At 67.9% G+C, this 20,284-nt stretch carries 10 protein-coding genes; 8 read left to right on the forward strand and 2 right to left on the reverse strand.

Annotated elements, in window-relative coordinates:
- The first annotated feature begins 38 nt into the window (after positions 1 to 38).
- Positions 39 to 1,013 carry an IS1595 family transposase gene (locus tag ACK4S9_RS15880; protein WP_409727432.1) on the forward strand — a complete coding sequence of 325 codons (975 nt, stop codon included), beginning with the start codon at positions 39 to 41 and terminating at the stop codon, positions 1,011 to 1,013.
- Positions 1,014 to 1,102: 89 nt separating this feature from the next.
- Here ACK4S9_RS15880 and ACK4S9_RS15885 read toward each other — a convergent pair whose 3' ends face one another.
- Positions 1,103 to 2,209, reverse strand: coding sequence for a collagen-binding domain-containing protein (locus ACK4S9_RS15885; RefSeq protein WP_409727347.1), 1,107 nt, complete (start codon positions 2,207 to 2,209; stop codon positions 1,103 to 1,105).
- A gap of 284 nt (positions 2,210 to 2,493) precedes the next feature.
- Here ACK4S9_RS15885 and ACK4S9_RS15890 point away from each other — a divergent pair, with 284 nt between their 5' ends.
- Both ACK4S9_RS15890 and pulA read left to right on the forward strand, forming a co-directional pair.
- Complete coding sequence (locus ACK4S9_RS15890; protein WP_409727350.1) at positions 2,494 to 5,199, forward strand: EAL domain-containing protein; 2,706 nt, start codon at positions 2,494 to 2,496, stop codon at positions 5,197 to 5,199.
- Positions 5,200 to 5,363: 164 nt separating this feature from the next.
- Positions 5,364 to 8,441, forward strand: a complete 3,078-nt coding sequence (pulA, locus tag ACK4S9_RS15895; protein WP_409727353.1) for a pullulanase-type alpha-1,6-glucosidase — start codon at positions 5,364 to 5,366, stop codon at positions 8,439 to 8,441.
- A 255-nt stretch (positions 8,442 to 8,696) separates the two neighbouring features.
- Here the strand turns inward: pulA and ACK4S9_RS15900 are convergent, their stop codons facing one another.
- Positions 8,697 to 9,602 (reverse strand): MBL fold metallo-hydrolase, encoded by a 906-nt coding sequence (locus tag ACK4S9_RS15900; RefSeq protein ID WP_409727356.1) that lies wholly within the window; start codon positions 9,600 to 9,602, stop codon positions 8,697 to 8,699.
- Between the two features lie 214 nt (positions 9,603 to 9,816).
- Here ACK4S9_RS15900 and ACK4S9_RS15905 point away from each other — a divergent pair, with 214 nt between their 5' ends.
- The 5 genes from ACK4S9_RS15905 (at position 9,817) to ACK4S9_RS15925 (ending at position 20,265) form a co-directional block, all read left to right on the forward strand.
- The gene (locus ACK4S9_RS15905; RefSeq protein WP_409727359.1) at positions 9,817 to 11,436 is read left to right on the forward strand and encodes a GAF and HD-GYP domain-containing protein; all 1,620 of its coding nucleotides are present in this window, start codon (positions 9,817 to 9,819) and stop codon (positions 11,434 to 11,436) included.
- Between the two features lie 15 nt (positions 11,437 to 11,451).
- Positions 11,452 to 13,716 carry a CHASE2 domain-containing protein gene (locus ACK4S9_RS15910; RefSeq protein ID WP_409727362.1) on the forward strand — a complete coding sequence of 755 codons (2,265 nt, stop codon included), beginning with the start codon at positions 11,452 to 11,454 and terminating at the stop codon, positions 13,714 to 13,716.
- 188 nt (positions 13,717 to 13,904) lie between these two features.
- Positions 13,905 to 15,512: a ShlB/FhaC/HecB family hemolysin secretion/activation protein gene (locus ACK4S9_RS15915; RefSeq protein ID WP_409727365.1), complete on the forward strand. Its 1,608-nt coding sequence runs from the start codon at positions 13,905 to 13,907 to the stop codon at positions 15,510 to 15,512.
- Between the two features lie 9 nt (positions 15,513 to 15,521).
- Positions 15,522 to 19,541 (forward strand): filamentous hemagglutinin N-terminal domain-containing protein, encoded by a 4,020-nt coding sequence (locus tag ACK4S9_RS15920; protein WP_409727368.1) that lies wholly within the window; start codon positions 15,522 to 15,524, stop codon positions 19,539 to 19,541.
- Complete coding sequence (locus ACK4S9_RS15925) at positions 19,507 to 20,265, forward strand: FecR domain-containing protein (protein WP_409727371.1); 759 nt, start codon at positions 19,507 to 19,509, stop codon at positions 20,263 to 20,265. Before ACK4S9_RS15920 ends, ACK4S9_RS15925 begins: the two co-directional genes overlap by 35 nt.
- The last annotated feature ends 19 nt before the right edge of the window (positions 20,266 to 20,284 follow it).

A 20,284-nucleotide genomic window follows, 5' to 3' on the forward strand; every position in this document is an offset into this window, starting at 1 on the left:
GCATGGTCAAACGCTTGTCACCACAGACGGGAACGACCATGCGCGCACCGCATTTCAAGAAGTGGTTTGCCAGACTCCCTGCACTGAACCTGCCCCAGCGCCTGCAAACACTGGCCGCCCTGCATCCCGCTGCCGGGCTGGACCAGGTGATTGCCCTCATCGGCCAAATCGGTGCAATGCGGCGCCGTTGCCCCAGTTGCGCCTGCGAGCGTTACTACCGGCATGGGCAAGCCAACGGCCTGCAGCGCTACCGCTGCCGCGCCTGCGGCCGCACCTATAACGATCTGAGCGGCACACCGCTGGCGCGGCTGCGGCTGCGCGAAAAATGGCTCGACTACCTGGGCACCGTGATCGATTCGACGTCGGTACGCGCCGCTGCCAAGAAAGTCGGGGTGCACCGCAACACAGCCTTTCGCTGGCGCCATTGCTTCCTCAAAGGCCCGGAGCAGGATCAGCCACGGCGCCTGGGCGGCATTGCCGAGGTCGACGAAATGTTCGTGCTGGAATCGCAAAAGGGCGCGCGCAAGCTGGACCGCCCGGCACGCCGGCGCGGCGGACGCGCAGGCAAGCGCGGCATCTCACGCGAGCTCGACTGCATTCTGGTCGCGCGCGACCGCAGTGGCCAGACCGTCGATGCCGTGGTCGGCCGCGGCGCCTTGACGGCCGCGCAGCTGGAGCGCCACCTGCTGCCCAGGCTCGAGCGGCAGGTGCTCCTGGTCAGCGACGGGCATGGCGCCTATCGCAGTTTCGCCCGCAAGCATGGCATTGCGCACGAGGCGGTGAACCTGCGCGCCGGGGTACGGGTACGCCGTGGCCTTGCCGGCGCCGTCCACGTCCAGAACGTGAACGCCTATCACCAGCGCTTCCGGCAATGGTTGAGCCGCTTCCGCGGTGTCGCTTCGCGCTACCTGCCGAACTATCTTGGATGGCGCCGGGCGCTCGATGCAGGACGTATCACGACGGCGGAGCAATTGCTGCGCATCGCGATCGGAGTCATCCATAGCGAACGGTGACAGCGCCAAAAGAGAACGCCAGCCGGCTTGGCCGACTGGCGTGTTGTCATGTGTGCCGGGCGCTCGGGCAGCAGCGCCTGCCATCGTCGTCAGTGGGTCCTGCGCCGCCGGCCCACGAAGCCGATCATTCCGACGCCGGTCAGCAGCAGTGCCAGGCTGGCCGGTTCCGGCACCGCCACCGATTCCCCCTCCTGCGCTGTCGAAGGAAGCGATCCGGTGAATGCCTGCGCGTGGATCTCGCCATACTGATTCAGGTTTTTGGCGTACACGCCGCCTTCGACGTTGGTGCCGCCGGTGTTGCTGAACGTGCCGTCCGCCACCAGCACCTGGCCGCCGAAGCTGCGGCCGACGGTCACGCTTTGGGCGCCTGCGAAATTCCAGATCAGCGAACTGCCCAGGCTTCGCGCCTCGTCGAAGTTCGCGCTGAGATTGAGCGTCTTGTCGTCCGTATTGAAAATGACCGTACTGGCGCCGTTCAGCCTGAAACTGAGGTCGGTCGTCGTCGACGAGAAAATCTTGCTGTCGAGCGCGGTCAGGTCGAACACCAGCAGGCCGTCGACCGCGGTGCCGAAGAAGGTGACCCGCTGGTCGTTGTTGCTGAACAGGACAGAGGTCCCGGCGGTGGCTTGCAGTGCCGACAATTGCGTGGACAGGCTGCCCAGCACCGACGAGAAATCGGTGGAGGCCGACGCCGCCAGCGTGCTGTCCATGGTGCCGGTGGGCGCGTCCAGCACCTTGCCGTTCAGGTTGATGCCGCTGTAGCTGGCGGCGTGGATCTTCTGGCCGAAGTTCACGTTGGAAGCGGCGCCGGCGACCCAGACGTTGCCGTTGAAGCTGGAGTGCGATGCCGTACCGCCGACATGGCTTTCGCCGGCGTTGACGTTGACGCCGCTGGCATTGCCGCCGACGACGGCACCCAGGCCGTTCACTTTCACGTTGCCGCCGGCATTGCCGCCAACGGTCAGGCCGGCATAGTTCGACGGGGCCGTCCTGCCTGGATGCTGCACATACTCGCCACCGCTCACATTGCCGCCGACATAGGTACGGCCATCGACGTGCGAGGTCGAGTTCAGGTTACCGCTGACGACGACGTTGAAGTGCTGCAGCATGTCGGTGGCGGACAGCGGCCCCGCGTTCGCCTGGCTGGCGCAACACGACATGACTGCGGCGAGAGCGATGGAACGACGAGCGATCATGGGCAAGCTCCGAGTAGGGGAAGGCGGACGGAACATAATTAACTATTGTTAACGTTCATTTCTTCTGGGATATTACGGTTTTGTGATGCCTTGCCCAATAAATTTATCGAATTTGATTTGCTGAAAATACAACAGCGGCGCGTCCGCGTGCCCGTTCTACCCTGCGACTGGCTGCTTCGCCCCGCACCGATGCGCAGCCCCAGGCCGGCGCATGATGTCACGGGGTTATACTGGCTTGCCGCCGTCTCCGTGCATGCGCCGTGAATCCTCGACCCGACAAGGCAATGCCGTCTGGAACCGCGACCGGTCTCCGGGCGATCGACGCCCTGCGTCCGCTGTGGACCTTCATGCGCCGGCACGTGGCCCTCTTGCTCCTCTGGCCGGCCATCGCGGCCTGCGCCGCGGTGGCGCTCTGGAGTTTCGTGCTGCTCGACCTCGGGCAGGAGCGGCGCGATCGTGAAGCCGAGCTCGCACACCGGGTCGACGCCTATACCCAAAGCATGGTCACCCGTACGCAGCGTGCGCTCGCCGACATCGACCGCCTGCTGCTGCTGTTGCGCCATATCTGGAACGATTCCGGCCGGCGCGCAAGCCTGGCGGGCGGTTTCGAGGCGGGAGCGTTTGCCCGGCAATACGTATCGACGGCCGCCGTGATGGATCGCAACGGCGTGGTCGTGACCAGTACCCATCCGCAAAGTATCGGCACCAATGCCGGCGACCGTCCCTATTTCATCGCGCAACGCGACAGCGGCGTCGACCGGCTCTATCTCAGCAATCCTTTCCACGGCCGCCTGTCGAACCGCGAAGTGATTGCCCTCTCGCGTCCGATTTTCGCGCCCGACGGCAGCTTCGATGGCATCGTGCAGATTTCCGTGCTGCCTTCCTACGTCGTGCAGCACTATGCCGAGCCGATCCTGGGGGAGTACGGATTCGTGGCCGTCATGCGCAAGGATGGCGTGATCCTTGCCAGCCGTACCGGCGCGAAAGTGCATTCGTTCACGCAGCCTTTCCTGCTGTCGCCCTTGCCCCAGGGGCAGGCGTCCGGCGTGGCCTCGCCCGATCCACGCCGCTGGTTTGCCGACGGGCGTGCCCGGGTGGTGGGCTGGCGTCCGTTTCCCGGACAAGACCTGATCGGCATCGTCGGCGTCGACAAGCAAACGGCGCTCGCGGCCTACGGCGCCCATCGGGCGGTGCAGATCGAAAACGCCTGGTGGAACACCCTCTGGCTGGTCCTGGCCGCGCTGCTGGCCACCGGCGTCTATGTGCATGCCAAGTGGCGCCGCTACCAGGTCGAGACGATCCGCTCCACCTACCGCCTGGCCACCGAGGACGCCGGCGACGGCTTCTTCATCAATCGGCCGGTGCGCGACCGCCATGGCGTGATCCGCGATTTCACCGTCGTCGACTGCAACCAGCATGGGGCCGCCATGTTCGGCAAGCAGGCGGAGGAACTGATCGGGCACCGCCTGTCCGAGTTCTACCAGGGCGAACTGCTGCGCAAGGCCTGCGATCGGCTGTGCCAGGCGCTCGAGGCCGGAATCTACGATCGCGAACTGCCGGTGACGCCGGCGCCGGACCAGCCCTTGCAGGCCCGCTGGATCCGCTACAAGGCGGTGCGCGCCGACGGCGACCTGGCGGTCACGATCCGCGACATCAGCGAATCCAAGGCGCATTTGTCCGAGCTCGAGAGAAGGAGCAATTCCGACGAGCTCACCGGCCTGCCGAACCGCTACTGGATCCAGCAATTCCTGCCGCAGGCGATCGCGCGGGCGCGCGGCGCCGGCCATGCGCTGGCGGTGCTGTTCGTCGACCTCGACGGCTTCAAGGCCGTCAACGACGTGCTCGGACATGCGGCCGGCGACCAGCTGCTGCGTACCGTCGGCAAGCGGCTGAAGCTGGCGGTGCGCCCGCGCGACCATGTGGTGCGGCTGGGCGGCGACGAGTTCGTGGTGCTGCTCGAGCACGTCGGCAGCCGCGAAGACGTCGAGCATGTCGCCTCGCGTGTCCTCGCGGCCTTCCACGACGGCTTCCACGTCCAGCATGCGACCCACGTGCTGGGCGCCTCGATCGGGATCAGCCTGTTTCCCGAGCATGGCGAGGATGCCGAGACCCTCTTGAAGAACGCGGACATCGCGATGTACTCGGTCAAGACCGGAGGGAAGGGCGGGTTCTGTTTCTTCCAGTCGCGCTTCTTCGAGGCGATTCGCGCCCGCCTCGAGACCGAGGTGGAGCTGCGGCGCGCGCTCGACCAGCACCAGTTCGTGCTGCACTACCAGCCGCGCGTGGACCTTGCCACCGGCAGCGCGTCGAGCATGGAGGCGCTGGTGCGCTGGGAGCGTCCCGGGCAGGGACTGACCGGGCCGGACCGCTTCATTCCGCTGCTCGAAGAGACCGGGCTGATCGTCCAGCTGGGAGAGCAGGTGATCGACGGCGTATGCCGCCAGCTGGCCATCTGGGCGCGCGAGGGCACGGCCCCGGTGCCGGTCTCGGTCAACATCTCGCCGCGCCAGTTCAGCCAGTCCGACGTGATGACGCAGTTCCGCGACGCGACCGCGCGCCACGGCGTCGATCCGGCGCTGCTGGAAATCGAAGTCACCGAATCGTCGATGATGCAGGAAGGGATCGGTGAGTCCGCCGTGTTCAGCCAGTTGCGCGAACTGGGCATCAAGCTGTGCATCGACGACTTCGGCACCGGCTACTCGTCGCTGTCCCAGTTGCAGAAGCTGCGCTTCGACGTGCTCAAGATCGACCGTGCCTTCGTGCTGCGCATCGAACACCCCGAGGGCGACACCCTGATCGCTTCCATGATCGCGATGGCGCACGCGCTCGGCATGCGGGTGGTGGCCGAGGGCATCGAAAGCCAGGGGCAGATGCGGCTGCTCCAGACCCTCGGCTGCGACGAGGGACAGGGCTACTTCTTTTCGCGCCCGGTTCCCCCGGAAGAATACCGCCGGCCCACCGCCCACGCCTGGCCGGGGCCGCGAGCCTGAGAATTTCTTGCGCGTTCCTTTACATTTTTACTAACGCTGGTAGTAATATTACACGGTGGCGCCCGCCACCGCTGCCGCTTGCGGCCTCGCTGCCCAGGTAATCAGCGTTTAAAAACAATGACAAAGGGGACATCATGCGCATGAGAGGTAGTTTGACTTCAAGAATGCGGCTCGGCTTGGCCGTGTGCGGGGTGCTGGCGGCCATGGCCGGCGCCGGCCTTCCAGCGGCCAACGCCCTGGCCCAGCAGCCGGCGGCAAGCGCCGCCGCGGCGGTCGCGCCCGGGACGATCCGCATCCATTTCCGCCGCGTCCAGAACGATGCGGGCCAATGGGGCGTGTACTCGTGGGACGGCCCGCTCAACCCGAGCTCGGCCTGGATCACGGACCGCTTCATGTTCACCGGGAGCGACGATTTCGGCGGCTGGGTCGATATCCCGCTGGCGCCCGGCAAGAGCGCCTTGTGGTTCCTCGTCACCGACGGCAGCGGTACCAAGAACTGCGGCGCCGACCAGGGCGCGCCGCTGCCGGCCGATGTGGGTAGCCGCGGCCACGAGATCTGGCTGCTCGAGGGCGACTGCAGCATCTACACCGCGCCGCCCGCGCTCAGCTACGGCAGCCTGACCCAGGCCAGCGCACACTGGCTGGGCGCCGCCACCCTGGCCTGGCCTGGCGCCCCGGCCAACGGCAGCTACAAGCTGTACTACGCCGCCAACGGCGGCCTGGGCTCGGGCGCCGCCGGCGTCACCGGCTTCGACGGCAGCATGGACCTGCGCCTGGCCCCCTTGCCGGAATCCGTGCGCGCGAAATTCCCGCACCTGGCAGGCAGCACCGGCCTGGCGCTGTCGCCGCCCGATGCGGCCAGGGCCGCCCAGCTGGCCAGCGCGCAGTTCGCCATCGCCCAGTTCGACGCCGGCGGCAAGCTGGTGCAGGTGACCTCGCTGCAGACCGCCGGCATGCTCGACGAGGTGTTCGCCGCCCGCGCGGCCGATACCCAGCTCGGTGTGAGCTTCAACGGCGCCGGGGTGCCGACCTTCCGCCTGTGGGCGCCGACCGCCAAGTCGGTGACGCTCGACATCTATCCGGACGCGAACGCGCCCGCCGCCACCCAGGTGCCGATGCGATTCGATGCCGCCAGCGGGGTGTGGAGCTATACCGCCCCAAGCGCCGCCTGGACCAACCGCGCCTACTACACCTATACCGTCAAGGTGCTGTCGCGCTGGGCCAACAACACGCTGGTGACGAATACCGTCACCGATCCCTACTCGGTGAGCCTGAACGCCAACAGCGCGCGCAGCTACCTCGGCAATCTCGACAGCGAGCAACTGAAACCGCGCGGCTGGGACAAGCACCGGATCCCGGCGCTGGCCCATGCGGCCGATATCTCCCTGTACGAATTGCACGTGCGCGACTTTTCGCTGAACGACGACTCGGTCCCGGCCGCGCGCCGCGGCAAGTACCTGGCTTTTGCCGAGCGCAACTCGCGCGGCATGCGCCATCTGCAGTCGCTGCAGAAGGCCGGCCTGAGCCACGTGCACCTGCTGCCGGTGTTCGACATCGCCAGCGTCAACGAAGCCGGCTGCGTCTCGCCCGTGATCCCGGACGCCGGTCCCGCTTCGGAAGCGCAGCAGGCCGCGGTCGATGCGGTGCGCGATGCCGACTGCTTCAACTGGGGCTACGATCCGGTGCACTACAACGCGCCGGAAGGCAGCTATGCCTCGGACGCCAACGACGGCGCCGCGCGCGTGCGCGAGTTCCGCGAGATGGTGCAGAGCCTGCACGAGGCCGGCCTGCGGGTGACCATGGACGTGGTCTACAACCACACCAGCGCCTCGCAGCAAGGGCCGCTGTCGACCCTCGACAAGATCGTGCCCACCTATTACTACCGCCTGAACGACAAGGGCGCCAACCTGAACGACAGCTGCTGCGCCGACACCGCCGCCGAGCACACCATGATGGCCAAGCTGATGAGCGATTCGGTGGCGCTGTGGGCCAGCGCGTACAAGGTCGACAGCTTCCGCTTCGACATCATGACCTTCGCGCCGCTCGCCGTGATGCAGGAACTGCAGGCGCGCGTGAACAAGGCCGCCGGCCGCGAGATCTACCTGTACGGCGAAGGCTGGAACTTCGGCGCGGTGGCCAACGACCAGCGTTTCGTGGCGGCGCGCCAGGCCAACCTGTTCGGCACCGGCATCGGCTCCTTCAACGACCGCCTGCGCGACACGGTGCGCGGCGGCGGCTGCTGCGACGGCGGCGAAAACCTGATTAGCCAGCAGGGCTTCATCAACGGCGTGTGGTACGACCCGAACGTGCTCGCAAGGCAGTCGCGCGACGATGCGCTGCGCCTGGCCGACCTGGTGCGCGTGGGCCTGTCCGGCACCCTGCGCGACTACCGCTTCGTCGACCGTTTCGGCTCACTGCGCAGCAATGCCGACATCGACTACTTCGGCCAGCGCGCCGGCTACACCGCCAGCCCGGTGGAAACCATCAACTACGTCGAGAAGCACGACAACCAGACCCTGTTCGACATCAACGCCTTCCGCCTGCCGCAATCGACCTCGATGGCCGACCGGGTGCGGGTGCAGAACCTGGGCAGCGCCATCGTGCTGCTGTCGCAGGGTATCCCCTTCATCCATGCGGGACAGGAGCTGTTGCGCTCCAAGTCGCTCGACCGCGACAGCTACAATGCGGGCGACTGGTTCAACCGCCTGGACTACAGCTACGCGTCGAACAACTTCGGCGTGGGTCTGCCGTCAAGCGACAAGAACCGCGACAACTGGGGCCTGATGACGCCGGTGCTGGAAAACCCGCTGATCAAGCCGGATACGAAGGCGATCCTGGCGGCGAAGGACGCTTTCGAGGACCTGCTCCGGATCCGCACCGACAGCGCTTTGTTCCGCCTGCGCAGCGCCCGCGACGTCGAGGAGCGCCTGCGCTTCTACAATACCGGCCCGGACCAGTTGCCGGGCCTGGTGGTGATGCACATCGACGGCGAAAAGCCGAGCCGCTACCCGGACGCGCGCTACCGCAGCGTGGCGGTGCTGTTCAACGTGGACAAGGAAGCGAAGACGATCGCGATCCCCGAGCTCAAGGGGCGCAAGTTCAAGCTGCACCAGGTGCAGGTCAGTTCGGATGACCCGGTGGTGAAGAAGTCCGGCTACGGCGACGCGGACGGCAGCTTCACGATCCCGGCGCGCACGACGGCGGTGTTCGTCGAGAGGGGGGCGAACCGCGGCGAGGACTGAGCGAAAAAAACAAGCAGCAAAAAGGCCAGGATGGTCCTTGACGGCGTTCAGTTAGCGATGAACGTTGACGAAGGCCGGAATCCAGGTTCTGCGAGTGCTATCGAAGCGCTTGCCCTGGGCTCCGGCCTTCGCCGGAGCGACGTGTTTTCTGCTAGCTGAACGGCATGACAGGATGATCGTGACCTTTTTCGCTGGCCACGGTGCGATCACCCATGGCGGGTGGCCGCAGCCGGAGGCCGGCCGCCGGCGCTTCCCTTACAGCCTCACCTCCAGGCCCTCGAAGGCCAGGCGCACTTCCAGGCCGCCGAGGCGCTCGCGGTAGCGCGCCATGACGGCGGCGAATGCGGCCTCGAGCTCGTCGTCGCCGCGGGTCGGCTCGTGGTGGGTGCAGTACAGGGCGCGCGCGCCCACGCGCAGCGCCGTCTCGATGGCGGCGTCGAAGGTGCCGTGGCCCCAGCCGGCTCTGGACGGGTATTCCTCGCGGGTGTAGGAACAATCCACCACCAGCGCGTCCACGCCCGCCATGGCGGCGTCGATCGCATGCTGGCGCTCGAGCAGGTGCGCTTCGACAGCGTCGAAGGCGGCGCTGCCCGGCGCATGCGGGTTGTGCCAGGGCTCGTGGTCGCCGGTGAAGAACAGCGAGCGGCCCTTGCAGGAAATGCGGTAGCCCAGGTTGGTGACCGGGTGGTTCATCAGGACGTTGTCGACCACCGCATCGCCGACCTCGACCGGCGTGCCGATGTCGAGGGTGCGGTATTCGATGGTGGCGGCCATCTCGGTTTCGCTGACCGGGAAGTAGCTGTTCTGCAGTTGCACCGCCATCACGTGCTCGATGCCCTTGCCGGTCATCGGATCGTGGGCGCCGTGCAGCCGCACCCGGCTGCCCTTGACGAACAGCGGGGTGAAGAATGGCAGCCCATGGATGTGGTCCCAGTGGCTGTGGGTGATGAAGATATTGGCCTGGACCGGCGCCGACTGCGGCGCGCCTGCCTGCGCCAGCAGGTGCTGGGCCAGCGGGAACAGGCCGGTGCCGCCGTCGAGGATGATCAGGGTGCCGTCGCTGCTGCGCACTTCGATGCAGGTGGTGTTGCCGCCGTAGCGCGCCGTGCGTGGACCTGGAGACGGGATCGAACCTCGCACCCCCCAAAAGCGGAATTTCATCGGGACTCCCAGCCGGACTTCTTATGTTCTTGGAATACCGAGCATGATAAGGCCTTTGTTCCCAAAAGCATCAAAAATCCGCATTTTTCGACCTCCCCCCATCGCTGGGATATACACCGGGTCGCAACCTGGCTACACTTCGAAGAAATTACCAAACGGCAAAAAAGTTTGCCGTATGCATATTCATATGCATACGCTTCCGGTCCGACTCGATATGCAAGAGCTCAATCCCACCCAGATCGCGCAACGCCTGCACCAGCTCACCGAAGTGGGCGTGGCGCTCGGGGATGCGCACGACACCGCCGCGCTGCTCGACCGTATCCTGCGGGTGGCCAAGCAGATGACCGACGCCGACGGCGGCACCCTGTACCGCCCGAGCGAGGACCGCAAGAGTCTGTGCTTCCACATCACGATCAACGACACCCTGGAGATCTGCCAGGGCGGGGTGAGCGGCAGGCCGATCGACATCGCACCGGTGCCGCTCTACGACAACTACGGGAACAAGAACATCGCATCGGTGGCGGCCTACGCGGCCAACTTCAACCAGTCGGTGAACATCGAGGACGTCTACAAGGCCGATGTGTTCAACTTCTCGGGCATGCGCTCCTTCGACGCGGCCTTCGGCTACCATTCGCAGTCGATCCTGACGGTGCCGATGACCGACCACGAGGGCGAGCTGGCAGGCGTGCTCCAGCTGATCAACGCCAAGGACCCGGAGACCGGGACCATCCGCGCCTTCACCCCGACCGACCAGCGTTTCATCGAGGCGCTGGCGGCGCAGGCGGCGGTGGCGCTGACCAACCAGCTCCTGATCCAGCAGCTGGAAAACCTGCTCGAAGCGCTGGTCAACCTGATCAACATCGGCATCGACGAGAAGTCCCCCTACACCGGCCGCCACTGCCAGTTCGTGCCCGAGCTGACCATGATGCTGGCCGAGGCGGTGCATGGCACCTCGGCCGGCCCGCTGGCGGGCTTTCGCATGACCGAGGCCGACCGCAAGGAGCTGTGGCTGGCCGGCCTGCTGCACGACTGCGGCAAGATCACCACGCCGGTGCACGTGGTCGACAAGTCGACCAAGCTGGAAACCATCTTCGACCGCATCCACCTGGTGGAGACGCGCTTCGAGGTGCTGCTGCGCGACTGCGAGATCCGCGCGCTGCGCGCGCGGGCCGAGCCGGGCGCCGAGCCGGATGCGATCGAGGACCGCCTGCATTCGGAGCAGGCGCGCATCCGCGCCGACCGTGAGTTCATCCGCCACGCCAACGTGGGCAGCGAAGGCATGTCGCCCGCGGACCAGGAGCGCGTGCGCCGCATCGCAGGCTACCGCTGGACCGGGCCGGACGGCCGGGAGCAGGATTTCCTGAGCGAGGACGAAGTGCGCAACCTGACCGTGCGCTTCGGCACCCTGACCGAGGACGAGCGCAAGATCATCAACAACCACATCGACGTCACCGTGCGCATGCTGGAGTCGCTGCCGTGGCCGAAGCACCTGAAGAACGTGCCGGAATACGCCGGCGGCCACCACGAGCGCATGGACGGCAAGGGCTACCCGAAGGGCCTGACGAAGGACCAGATGTCGGTGCAGGCGCGCATCATGGCGATCGCCGACATTTTTGAAGCGCTGACCGCCTGCGACCGCCCCTACAAGAAGGGCAAGAAGCTGTCCGAATCGCTGCACATCCTCGGCAAGTTCGCGCTCAACGGCCACATCGACCCGGACCTGTTCGACATCTTCGTGCGCAAGCGCGTGTACCTGCAGTTCGCGCACAAGAACATGGATGCGCACCAGATCGACGAGGTCGACGAGTCGGCGATCCCGGGCTACCGGCCGTAAGGGCGGCGGGATTCCATGAAGCGTCTTCGCCAGGTTCTTTCCCGGTATGCCGCGCGCTGGGCGTTCGGGCTGCTGCTCACGTTCGGCGCGGCGCTGTACGTCTACGGCGCCTGGTCGAGCCATGCGATCGAACGCCAGGACACGATCCTGTCCGACATGCGCATGCGCCTCGAGCCGGTCGAGCTCGACCCGCGCATCGTCATCGTCGACATCGATTCGAAGAGCCTCACCGAAGTCGGGCGCTTCCCGTGGAGCCGCGACATCCTGGCCCGGCTGGTCACGCGCCTGACCGAGCATTACGGCGCCGGCGCGGTCGGATTCGACGTGTCCTTCCCGGAGCCGGACACGAGTTCCGGCTATGAGGTGCTGGCCGGACTGGCGCAGCGCGAGCTCAAGGGCGTCCCCGGCCTCGGCCGCGAGCTCGATGCGCTGCGGCCCCGGCTCGACTACGACGGCCAGTTCGCCGCGGCGCTCGCGGGCAAGCCGGTCGTGCTCGGCTACAACGTGTCGGACGACCAGGTCAAGGGCGTGCTGCCGGCGCCGGAGTTCACCACCGAGATCCTGAATGGGCGCCAGGTCGCGGCCCATGCCTTCAGCGGCTACGAAGCGAACATCGCGCGGCTGCAGGCCGCCGCGCGCCGAGCCGGCATCTTCACGGCGGTGCCCGATGCGGACGGCGTGGTCCGCTCTTCGCCGCTCCTGATGCGGATCGGGGATGGCTTCTATCCCACGCTGTCGCTGGCGACGCTGGCCGCCTATGTCGAGGTCCGCGCGATGGGACCGGTCATGATGGACAACCGGGACCGGCTGTCGGCCAGCGAGCTCGCGGCGGGCGAGCTCGAATACATCCAGCTCTTCACCGCCGATGGTTCGGCGCGGGTGCCCGTCGGGGCGCACTTGTCGAACCTGGTGCAGTTCCGCGGCAAGGGCGGCCCGGACGGCGGCGCCTTCCGTTACGTGTCGGCGGTGGACGTGCTCGAGGGCCGCACGCCCAAGGAGGTGCTGGACGGCGCCATCGTGCTGGTCGGAACCTCGGCCCCCGGCCTGCAGGACCTGCGCGCGACCCCGGTCAACCCGCAGTTCCCCGGCGTCGAGATTCACGCCAACCTGATCAAGTCGATGCTGGACGGGCGCTTCAAGTCGCGGCCGTACAACGCCTTCGCCATCGAGTTGCTCCAGGTGCTGGCCGTCGGGATCGTGCTCAGCATTGCGCTGGCGCTGCTGCCGCCCGCATGGTCGGTGCTGCTTGCGGCGGCGGCCTTCGCGGCCAGCGGCTGGTTCAATTACTACATGTACACCGAACAGGACGTGGTGCTCGAGCTCTTCATCTGCCTGCTCCTGATCGCCGCCCTGTTCGTGACGAACCTCGCCTGGGGCTACTTCTTCGAGTTCCGCAAGGGCAGGGCGCTGGTCGCCCGCTTCGGCGAGTACGTCGCCCCCGAACTGGTGGAAAAGATGGCCGAGGACCCGCACGCCTACGACATGGACGGCGAGAGCCGCGAGCTGACCGTGATGTTCGCCGACGTGCGCGGCTTCACCACCATTTCCGAGGGCCTCTCGCCAAAGGCGCTGCGCGAGTACATCAACCTGTATCTCACCGCGATGTCCGAGGATATCCGCTCCAGCCACCAGGGCACGCTCGACAAGTACATCGGCGACGCGGTGATGGCCTTCTGGGGCGCGCCGGTCGCCTTCGCCGACCACGCCAGCCGCGCGGTGGCGACCGCGCTGCTGATGCAGGCCAGCGCCGCGCGCCTGAACCGCGACTTCCTGGCGCGCGGCTGGCCGGAACTGAAGATCGGCATCGGCCTCAATTCCGGCCTCATGCACGTCGGCGACATGGGTTCGAGGATCCGGCGCGCCTACACCGTGATGGGCGACGCCGTGAACCTCGGCGCGCGCCTGGAAGGCATCACCAGGGTCTACGGCGTCGGCATCGCGGTCGGCGCCGCGACCAGGCTGGCGGCCCCGGAATTCGTCTACCGCGAGCTCGACCTGGTGCGGGTCAAGGGCAAGCGCGAACCGGTCGCGATCTACGAACCGCTCGGCAAACCCGGAGCGCTGGCGCCCGCCGTCATGGACGAACTGGCGCAGTGGGAGGCGGCGCTGGCGCTGGTGCGCGCGCGCAGCTGGGATGCCGCGCAGGCCGCGCTCGAGACCCTCGCCGCCGCCCATCCGCAGCGCGCCCTGTACACCCTGTACCTGGAGCGCGTCGCCGGCTATCGCGTCCATCCGCCGGGCCCGGATTGGGATGGGGTGACGCGCTTCGATACCAAGTGATGTGTCACTAAAGCAACGGAAGCTCCCCCTTTGCAAGGGGGAAGTTGCTGCTCCTGTCTTAGTTTTTCTCCACTGCAACAAAAACCTCGTTACACTGCGGCCCTCGGCCACGCCTGCCGCTCGGCCACCGCATACCCAACGATTTATAAGAAAAACTTATAAAAACAACAGTTTATAAAGCAAATCCGATGATACAACGCTTTGCGCGCCTGCTTGCAGGCTCGGTGCTCGCCATGGGCGTGGCCAGCGCCTGGGGGCAGCAAGCCGACGCCGCCGCCGGCGCGGACGACATCGTCCGCTTCGAGATCGGGCGTTTCGAGGTGAGCGGCAATACCCTGCTCGGCGCCGCCGAGATCGAGCGCGCCGTGGCGCCCTTCACCGGCAAGGGCCGCGACTTCGGCGACGTCCAGCGCGCCCTGGAGGCGCTCGAAGCGCTCTACCACGCGCGCGGCTACAGCCTGGTCCGCGTGCAGCTGCCGGAGCAGGAACTCGTCGGGGGCGCGGTGCGCCTGCAGGTGCTGCAGACGCCGATCGGCAGGGTCAAGGTGGAAGGCAACGGCAGCTTCAGCACCGCGAACGTGCGCCGCAGCCTGCCGGCGCTGCGCGAGGGCGAAACGCCGAACCTGGCGCATGTCTCGGCCAACCTGAAGCAGGCCAACGAGAACCCGGCCAGGAAGCTCAAGCTGAGCCTCGGCGGCGGGCAGGACGAGAGCGTGGATGCGCGCGTCGATGTGCTCGACGAGCGTCCCTGGACCGTCATGGCCAACGTCGACAACACCGGCGCCGGCGCGACCGGCAAGACCCACGCCGGCCTGGTGCTGCAGCATGCGAACCTGTGGGGGCGCGACCACGTCGGCAGCCTGCAGTACACCACCACGGTCGAGGAGCCCTCGCAGGTCGCGGTCTGGGCCCTTGGCTACCACGTGCCCCTGTACGCGAGCAGCGCCGCCCTCGACTTCTACGCCAGCTATTCGGACGTCGATTCGGGCGTGGTCACGGCCGGCCTGTTCCACCTGGCGGTGAGCGGGCGCGGCGCGGTCTACGGCGCGCGCTACGGCAAGCTGCTGGACAAGCGCAGCCTGGGCGGACGCGAGCTCGAGGGGCGCTTGATCGCCGGCCTGGAAGTGAAGGCCTACAAGAACAGCGTGATGCTCTTCGACCAGGACTTCGGCAACGACGTCACCGTGCGTCCGCTCAGCATCGGCTACCTCGGCCGCCTGGCGCTGGACAAGGGCGACCTCAACGTCTCGGCGACCCTGCTGCGCAACATCCCCGGGGGGGCGCGCGGCGCGCAGGAAGACTTCACGGCGGCGCGCTCGGGCGCCAGGGCCGGCTACAGCGCCGTGCGCCTGGCCGGCGCCTTCAGCCGTAGCATCGGCGCCGGCGGCTGGCTGGGCCGCGTGCTGGCCAACGGCCAGTATTCGCCGGACGCCCTGGTGCCGGGCGAGCAGCTCGGCGCCGGCGGCTCGACCAGCGTGCGCGGCTTCGACGAGCGGGCGTTAGCAAGCGACTCGGGCCTGGGCCTGAACCTGGAAGTGTATACGCCGAACCTGTGCAGCCGCAGCGGCTGGCAGTGCCGCCTGCTGGGCTTCTACGACGCCGCCTACGGCAAGCGCAACGCGGCGCTGCCGGGCGAACTGCGCAGCACGAGCATCGCCGGCGCCGGCCTCGGCCTGCGCTTCGCGGCGGGGCGCGCGGCCAGCCTGCAGCTCGATTACGGCCATGCGGTGAAACAGGGCGCGCTCGGCGGCGCCGACAAGGACAGGCTGCACGTGCGCCTTGGCCTGGCCTACTAGGAGAATGTGATGAGGAACGGACTTATTCGACTCAGCCGGGCGGCGCTGTGCGTCGCCGCCTGCTTCGGCGGCGTGGCCAGCACCGCCGCGGCCCCGACGCTGCCGAACGTGGTGGCCGGCCAGGCGAGCTTCTCCCAGGACGGCAAGGTGTTCTCGATCACGAACACGCCGGGCACCATCATCCACTGGCAAAGCTTCTCGGTGAACGCGGGCGAGATCACCCGCTTCGTCCAGCAGGGCAGCGACAGCGCGGTGCTGAACCGCATTGTCGGCCAGGACCCCAGCCGCATCCTCGGGGCGCTGCAGTCGAACGGCAAGGTCTTCCTGATCAACCCGAATGGCGTGGTCTTCGGGCAGGGCGCACGCGTGGACGTGAACGGTCTGGTGGCCTCGACGCTCGACATGCGCGATGCCGACTTCCTGGCCGGGAACAAGAACTTCACTGCCGGTCCCGGCGCGGGGAACATCCGCAACGAAGGCGCGATCACGACCCCGAGCGGCGGCAAGGTCTTCCTGATCGCCCCGCAGGTCGAGAACAGCGGACTCGTCACCGCCCCGAACGGCGAGGTGGTGCTGGCGGCCGGCCGCAGCGTGCAGTTGGTCGATTCCGCCAACCCCGACCTGAGCGTGGTGGTGTCGGCGCCGGGCCACGCGGCCATCAACCTGGGCCAGGTGCTCGCGCAGGGCGGACGGATCGGCATCTACGGCGCCCTGGTGAACCAGCGCGGCGTGGTCAACGCCGACAGCGCGGTGCTCGGCCGGGACGGCAGGATCGTCCTCAAGGCCAGCAGGGAAACCGTGCTGGAACAGGGCAGCGTCACCAGCGCCGTGGGCGCCGGCAAGGGCGGCGAGATTCAGATACTGGGCGAGCGCGTCAGCCTGGCCGGCAATGCGCAGGTCGACGCCAGCGGCGCCGCCCAGGGCGGCACGGTGCTGGTCGGCGGCGACTACCAGGGCAAGAACCCGGCGCTGCCGAATGCGCAGCAGACGGCGATGGGCAAGGATGCCCTGATCCGCGCCGACGCGACCGGCAGCGGCGACGGCGGCAAGGTCGTGCTGTGGTCGGACGGCGCCACCGCGGCCAGCGGCAGCATCTCGGCGCGCGGCGCGGGCGCGGGCCGGGGCGGCCTGGTCGAAACCTCGGGCCGCCGGCTCGACCTCGACGGCCTGCGCGTGGATGCCGGCGGCGGCAATGCCGGCGGACGCAATGGCAGCTGGCTGATTGACCCGGACAACATCGTCATCGGCGACGGCGTCTCCACCGGAGACACCACCTACATCAAGGCGAGCACGCTGACCGCCACCAATGCCGACATCGTGCTGCAGGCCGCCAACGACCTGCAGATCCTGCAGAACCTCACCACGCCGCACGACGTGCGCGCCGAGGCGGGCAACGAGCTGACCGTCGGTGCGGCGGTGACCTCCACCACCGGCAGCATCGACCTGCGTGCGAAGAACCACATCAACCTGCTTGCGGACAGCCAGCTGGCGAGTCCGGACTACGTCGACCTGAAGTCCAACCGGATGACGCTGGCCGGCACGATCGGCGGCATCGGCAGTACGCTGCCGAGCGTCTCCTTCAACACCTTCGACCATGGCACCAGCATCTTCGTCAAGGCCGGCGAAGTGAATGGCGCCCTGACGCTGGCGCCCGGCCGTCTCGGCGCCTTCGGGGCCTACGGGATCAACATCGGCAACAGCGGCCATACCGGCGAAGTCGTGATCGACGATCCGCTGAGCCTGGGCGGCAACCTGGTCATCGATACCGCCGGCCGCGTGGTCCTGAACGCGCCCGTGCTGCTGAACGGCGCGACCAGCCAGTTCCTGGCCAGCCTGCACGCGCCTGGCGGCCTGTTCCAGGTCGGCAGTGCCGGCGCAATCGATGCCGGCCGCAAGATCACTGTCGGCGGCGCCGGCCGCGTCGTCGTCGACGGCGCGCTAAAGTCGGGCGATATCGCCATCGACGCGGGCAGCGGCGGCATGCTGCTTACCGCCGACATCAGCGCGAACAGCCGCATCACGCTGCGCACCAGCGGCGACATCCAGCAGGCGAACAAGGCCTTGACCGCGCCGCAACTGCTGGTCGACGCCAATAGTGCGAACCTGCTGGGCAACAACCGGGTCGGCACCCTGGCCGGCCGCGCCACCGGTAGCGCAGGCGGCGCAGGATTGCGTTTCCGCTGGACCGGCAATGTGCGCATCGGCAGCATCGGCGAGTACGCCGGCCTCGCTTCGCGCAACGACATCAGCCTCGCCGGCGAGCATCTCGAGGTCGACGCCATGGTGGATGCGCCGCTGGCGATCGTGGCGGAGGTGGCATCGGCCAAGGGAGCGGGCGGGCTCAGGTCGAACGTCCTGTCGATCCAGTCGCGCGGCGGCATCGGCGAAGCCGGCCGTGCGCTGCGCACCAGCACCAGTTTCCTGCTGAGCGCGAAGAACACGGCCAGCGGCACCGCGCCGATCAACATCGTGAACGACCGCGCCCTCGTGGTCGGCAACGTGGCCCAGGAAGGCAGCGGCAACCTGGGCGCGATTTCGATCGAAAGCAGCGGCGGCCTGACCGTCGGTCCGGGCACGGCGCCGCTCGACGGCGTCAGGACCGGCGGCGGCGACATCCGCCTGGTCACGCACAGCCCCTTGACCATCCAGGGCCAGGTCGTCACCGACAGCGGCAACGTCACGCTGCTGGCCGCCAACGACGGCGCGCTGACGATCGGCCCGGCCGGGCATGTGGCTTCCGCTTCGGGCACGGTACGCCTGACCGGCGGCCAGGTCAGCTACCCGGCGGGCAGCGTCGTCGGCAGGCTGGAAGTCGTACAGACGAAGCCGGGAAGCCAGCAGCCCGACCCTGTGCAGCCCGATGCCGGGCGTCCCGATCCGGTGCAGCCCGATACCGGGCGTCCCGATACCGGGCGTCCCGACCCGACGCCGCCGCAGTTGAACGTCTGCCTGGCCAACCCGGCCACCCCGGGCTGCGCCAACGTGATCGAACAGGCCACCCGCGCCTGCATCGACAATCCGGATGCCCCGGGCTGCGCCCAGGTGCTGCCGCCGCTGGACAGTTGCCGCGCCAACCCCGGCAGGCTGGGCTGCGGCGTGGTCATGGGGCGCGAAGAAATCCGCCAGTGCATCGCCGCGCCGAAGGCGCCGGGCTGCGGCGGCGTGCTGCCGTCCTACGCCACCTGCGAGAAGACGCCGGGCACCTACGGCTGCGCGCCGGTGTTCGCCCAACGCGAGGCCATCAGCGCCTGCATCGCCGCGCCGGCGGCTCCCGGCTGCGCCGAGACGCTGCCGCCGCTGACGGCCTGCCGCCTGGATGCTGGCCTGTACGGCTGCGCGCCGGTCATCGCACGCGCCGAGTTCCTGGCCTGCGTGGCCAACCCGGGCGGCGCCGGCTGCGGCGAACGCCTGCCGGCCCTGTCGCTCTGCAAGGCGAGCCCGGGCATCGAGGGTTGCGCCCAGGTCATGCGGCTGGTCTTCGATGCCTGCCTCGCCAACAAGAACGATCCGTCCTGCGCCGGCATCCTGCCGACCCTGGCGCAGTGCGAGGCGAACAAGGCCCTGGCCGGTTGCAGCGTGGTGCTGCCGAGCATGCAGCAGTGCATCCTCGATCCGGCCCGGCAGGCTTGCGCGGCGATCCTGCCGCGCCTGGAGCAGTGCGCGGCGAATCCGAACCTGCAGGGCTGCGAGGCGGTGCTGCCGCGACCGGACTTCTGCAGCAGCCACCCGCTCGACCCGCGCTGCGCCGTGTTCAACGCGGCCCCAGGCCAGGGCGGCGGCGAGGCGAAGAAGCCGGTGGCCCAGGTCCAGCAGAACACGATCAACCTGATCAATTCGCGCACCCCGGCGCAAGAGAAGCTGCCGGCGGCGGCGCCGCCCGCCGGCAATGCCGGCACCGGCGCCGGCGAAGGCAGCGCAGGTACGGGCGCCACGCCTTCCGAGCAACCGGAGAACGGGCCCGCTCCGGCGGCAGGCACGAACACTGGAGAAAAGAATGAAAAACCAGTCGCAAAAATGTATTGCAACTAAGCGGGCCCTGGGCGCGCTGCTGTTCGCGGCGCTGCTCGTGACCGGCAACGCGGCCTGGTCCGCGCAGGTCGCGGGCGTGGTGGCGCGCCTGAGCGGCCCGCTATTGGCGAAGAAGGCCGACGGCAGCATCAAGGTGCTGGGCCTGAAGTCCGAGGTCGAGAGCGGCGACACCCTGGTGTCGGAAAAGAACACCTATGCGCAGATCAAGTTCATCGACAACAGCGAGATCACGCTGCGCCCCGGCACCACCTTCAAGGTCGAGCATTTTTCCTTCGACGAGGGCAAGCCGGAGGGCGACAATGCCAGCTACAGCCTGGTGAAGGGCGGCCTGCGCTCGATCACCGGCCTGATGGGCAAGCGCAACAAGGAGAAGTTCTCGCTGAAGACCCCGACCGCGACCATCGGCATCCGCGGCACCACCTTCGTTGCCCAGTATGTGCCGCCGCCGATCGCGGGCGCCGCGCCACCGGCATTGCCGCCCGGCCTGCACCTGAACGTGACCGATGGCGCCATCGTCGTGACCAACCACGGCGGCGCGCTCGGCTTCCAGGCCGGCCAGTTCGGCTACGTGCCGAGCGTGAGCCAGGCGCCGCTGATCGTCCCGAGCAACCCGAACATCCAGTTCGTGCCGCCGCCGGCCTTCGACGCCGGGGCCGGTGTCGGCGGGCCGCAGTCTGGCGCCGCTCCGGCACAGGAGAGCGGCGTCGACTGCGTCGTGCGCTAAGAGCCTATCCCAGCGGAGC

Origin of the sequence: Massilia sp. (assembly GCF_046293535.1) — a bacterium.
Classification (GTDB): Bacteria; Pseudomonadota; Gammaproteobacteria; order Burkholderiales; family Burkholderiaceae_D; genus Telluria.

Bases quoted from the DNA above. Each gene is read 5' to 3' on its own strand.
- ACK4S9_RS15880 (WP_409727432.1), top strand. From the start codon at position 39: ATGCGCGCACCGCATTTCAAGAAGTGGTTTGCCAGACTCCCTGCACTG.
- ACK4S9_RS15920 (WP_409727368.1), top strand. From the start codon at position 15,522: ATGAGGAACGGACTTATTCGACTCAGCCGGGCGGCGCTGTGCGTCGCC.
- ACK4S9_RS15910 (WP_409727362.1), top strand. From the start codon at position 11,452: ATGAAGCGTCTTCGCCAGGTTCTTTCCCGGTATGCCGCGCGCTGGGCG.
- ACK4S9_RS15915 (WP_409727365.1), top strand. From the start codon at position 13,905: ATGATACAACGCTTTGCGCGCCTGCTTGCAGGCTCGGTGCTCGCCATG.
- ACK4S9_RS15885 (WP_409727347.1), bottom strand. From the start codon at position 2,209: ATGATCGCTCGTCGTTCCATCGCTCTCGCCGCAGTCATGTCGTGTTGC.
- ACK4S9_RS15925 (WP_409727371.1), top strand. From the start codon at position 19,507: ATGAAAAACCAGTCGCAAAAATGTATTGCAACTAAGCGGGCCCTGGGC.
- pulA (WP_409727353.1), top strand. From the start codon at position 5,364: ATGCGGCTCGGCTTGGCCGTGTGCGGGGTGCTGGCGGCCATGGCCGGC.
- ACK4S9_RS15890 (WP_409727350.1), top strand. From the start codon at position 2,494: ATGCCGTCTGGAACCGCGACCGGTCTCCGGGCGATCGACGCCCTGCGT.
- ACK4S9_RS15905 (WP_409727359.1), top strand. From the start codon at position 9,817: ATGCAAGAGCTCAATCCCACCCAGATCGCGCAACGCCTGCACCAGCTC.
- ACK4S9_RS15900 (WP_409727356.1), bottom strand. From the start codon at position 9,602: ATGAAATTCCGCTTTTGGGGGGTGCGAGGTTCGATCCCGTCTCCAGGT.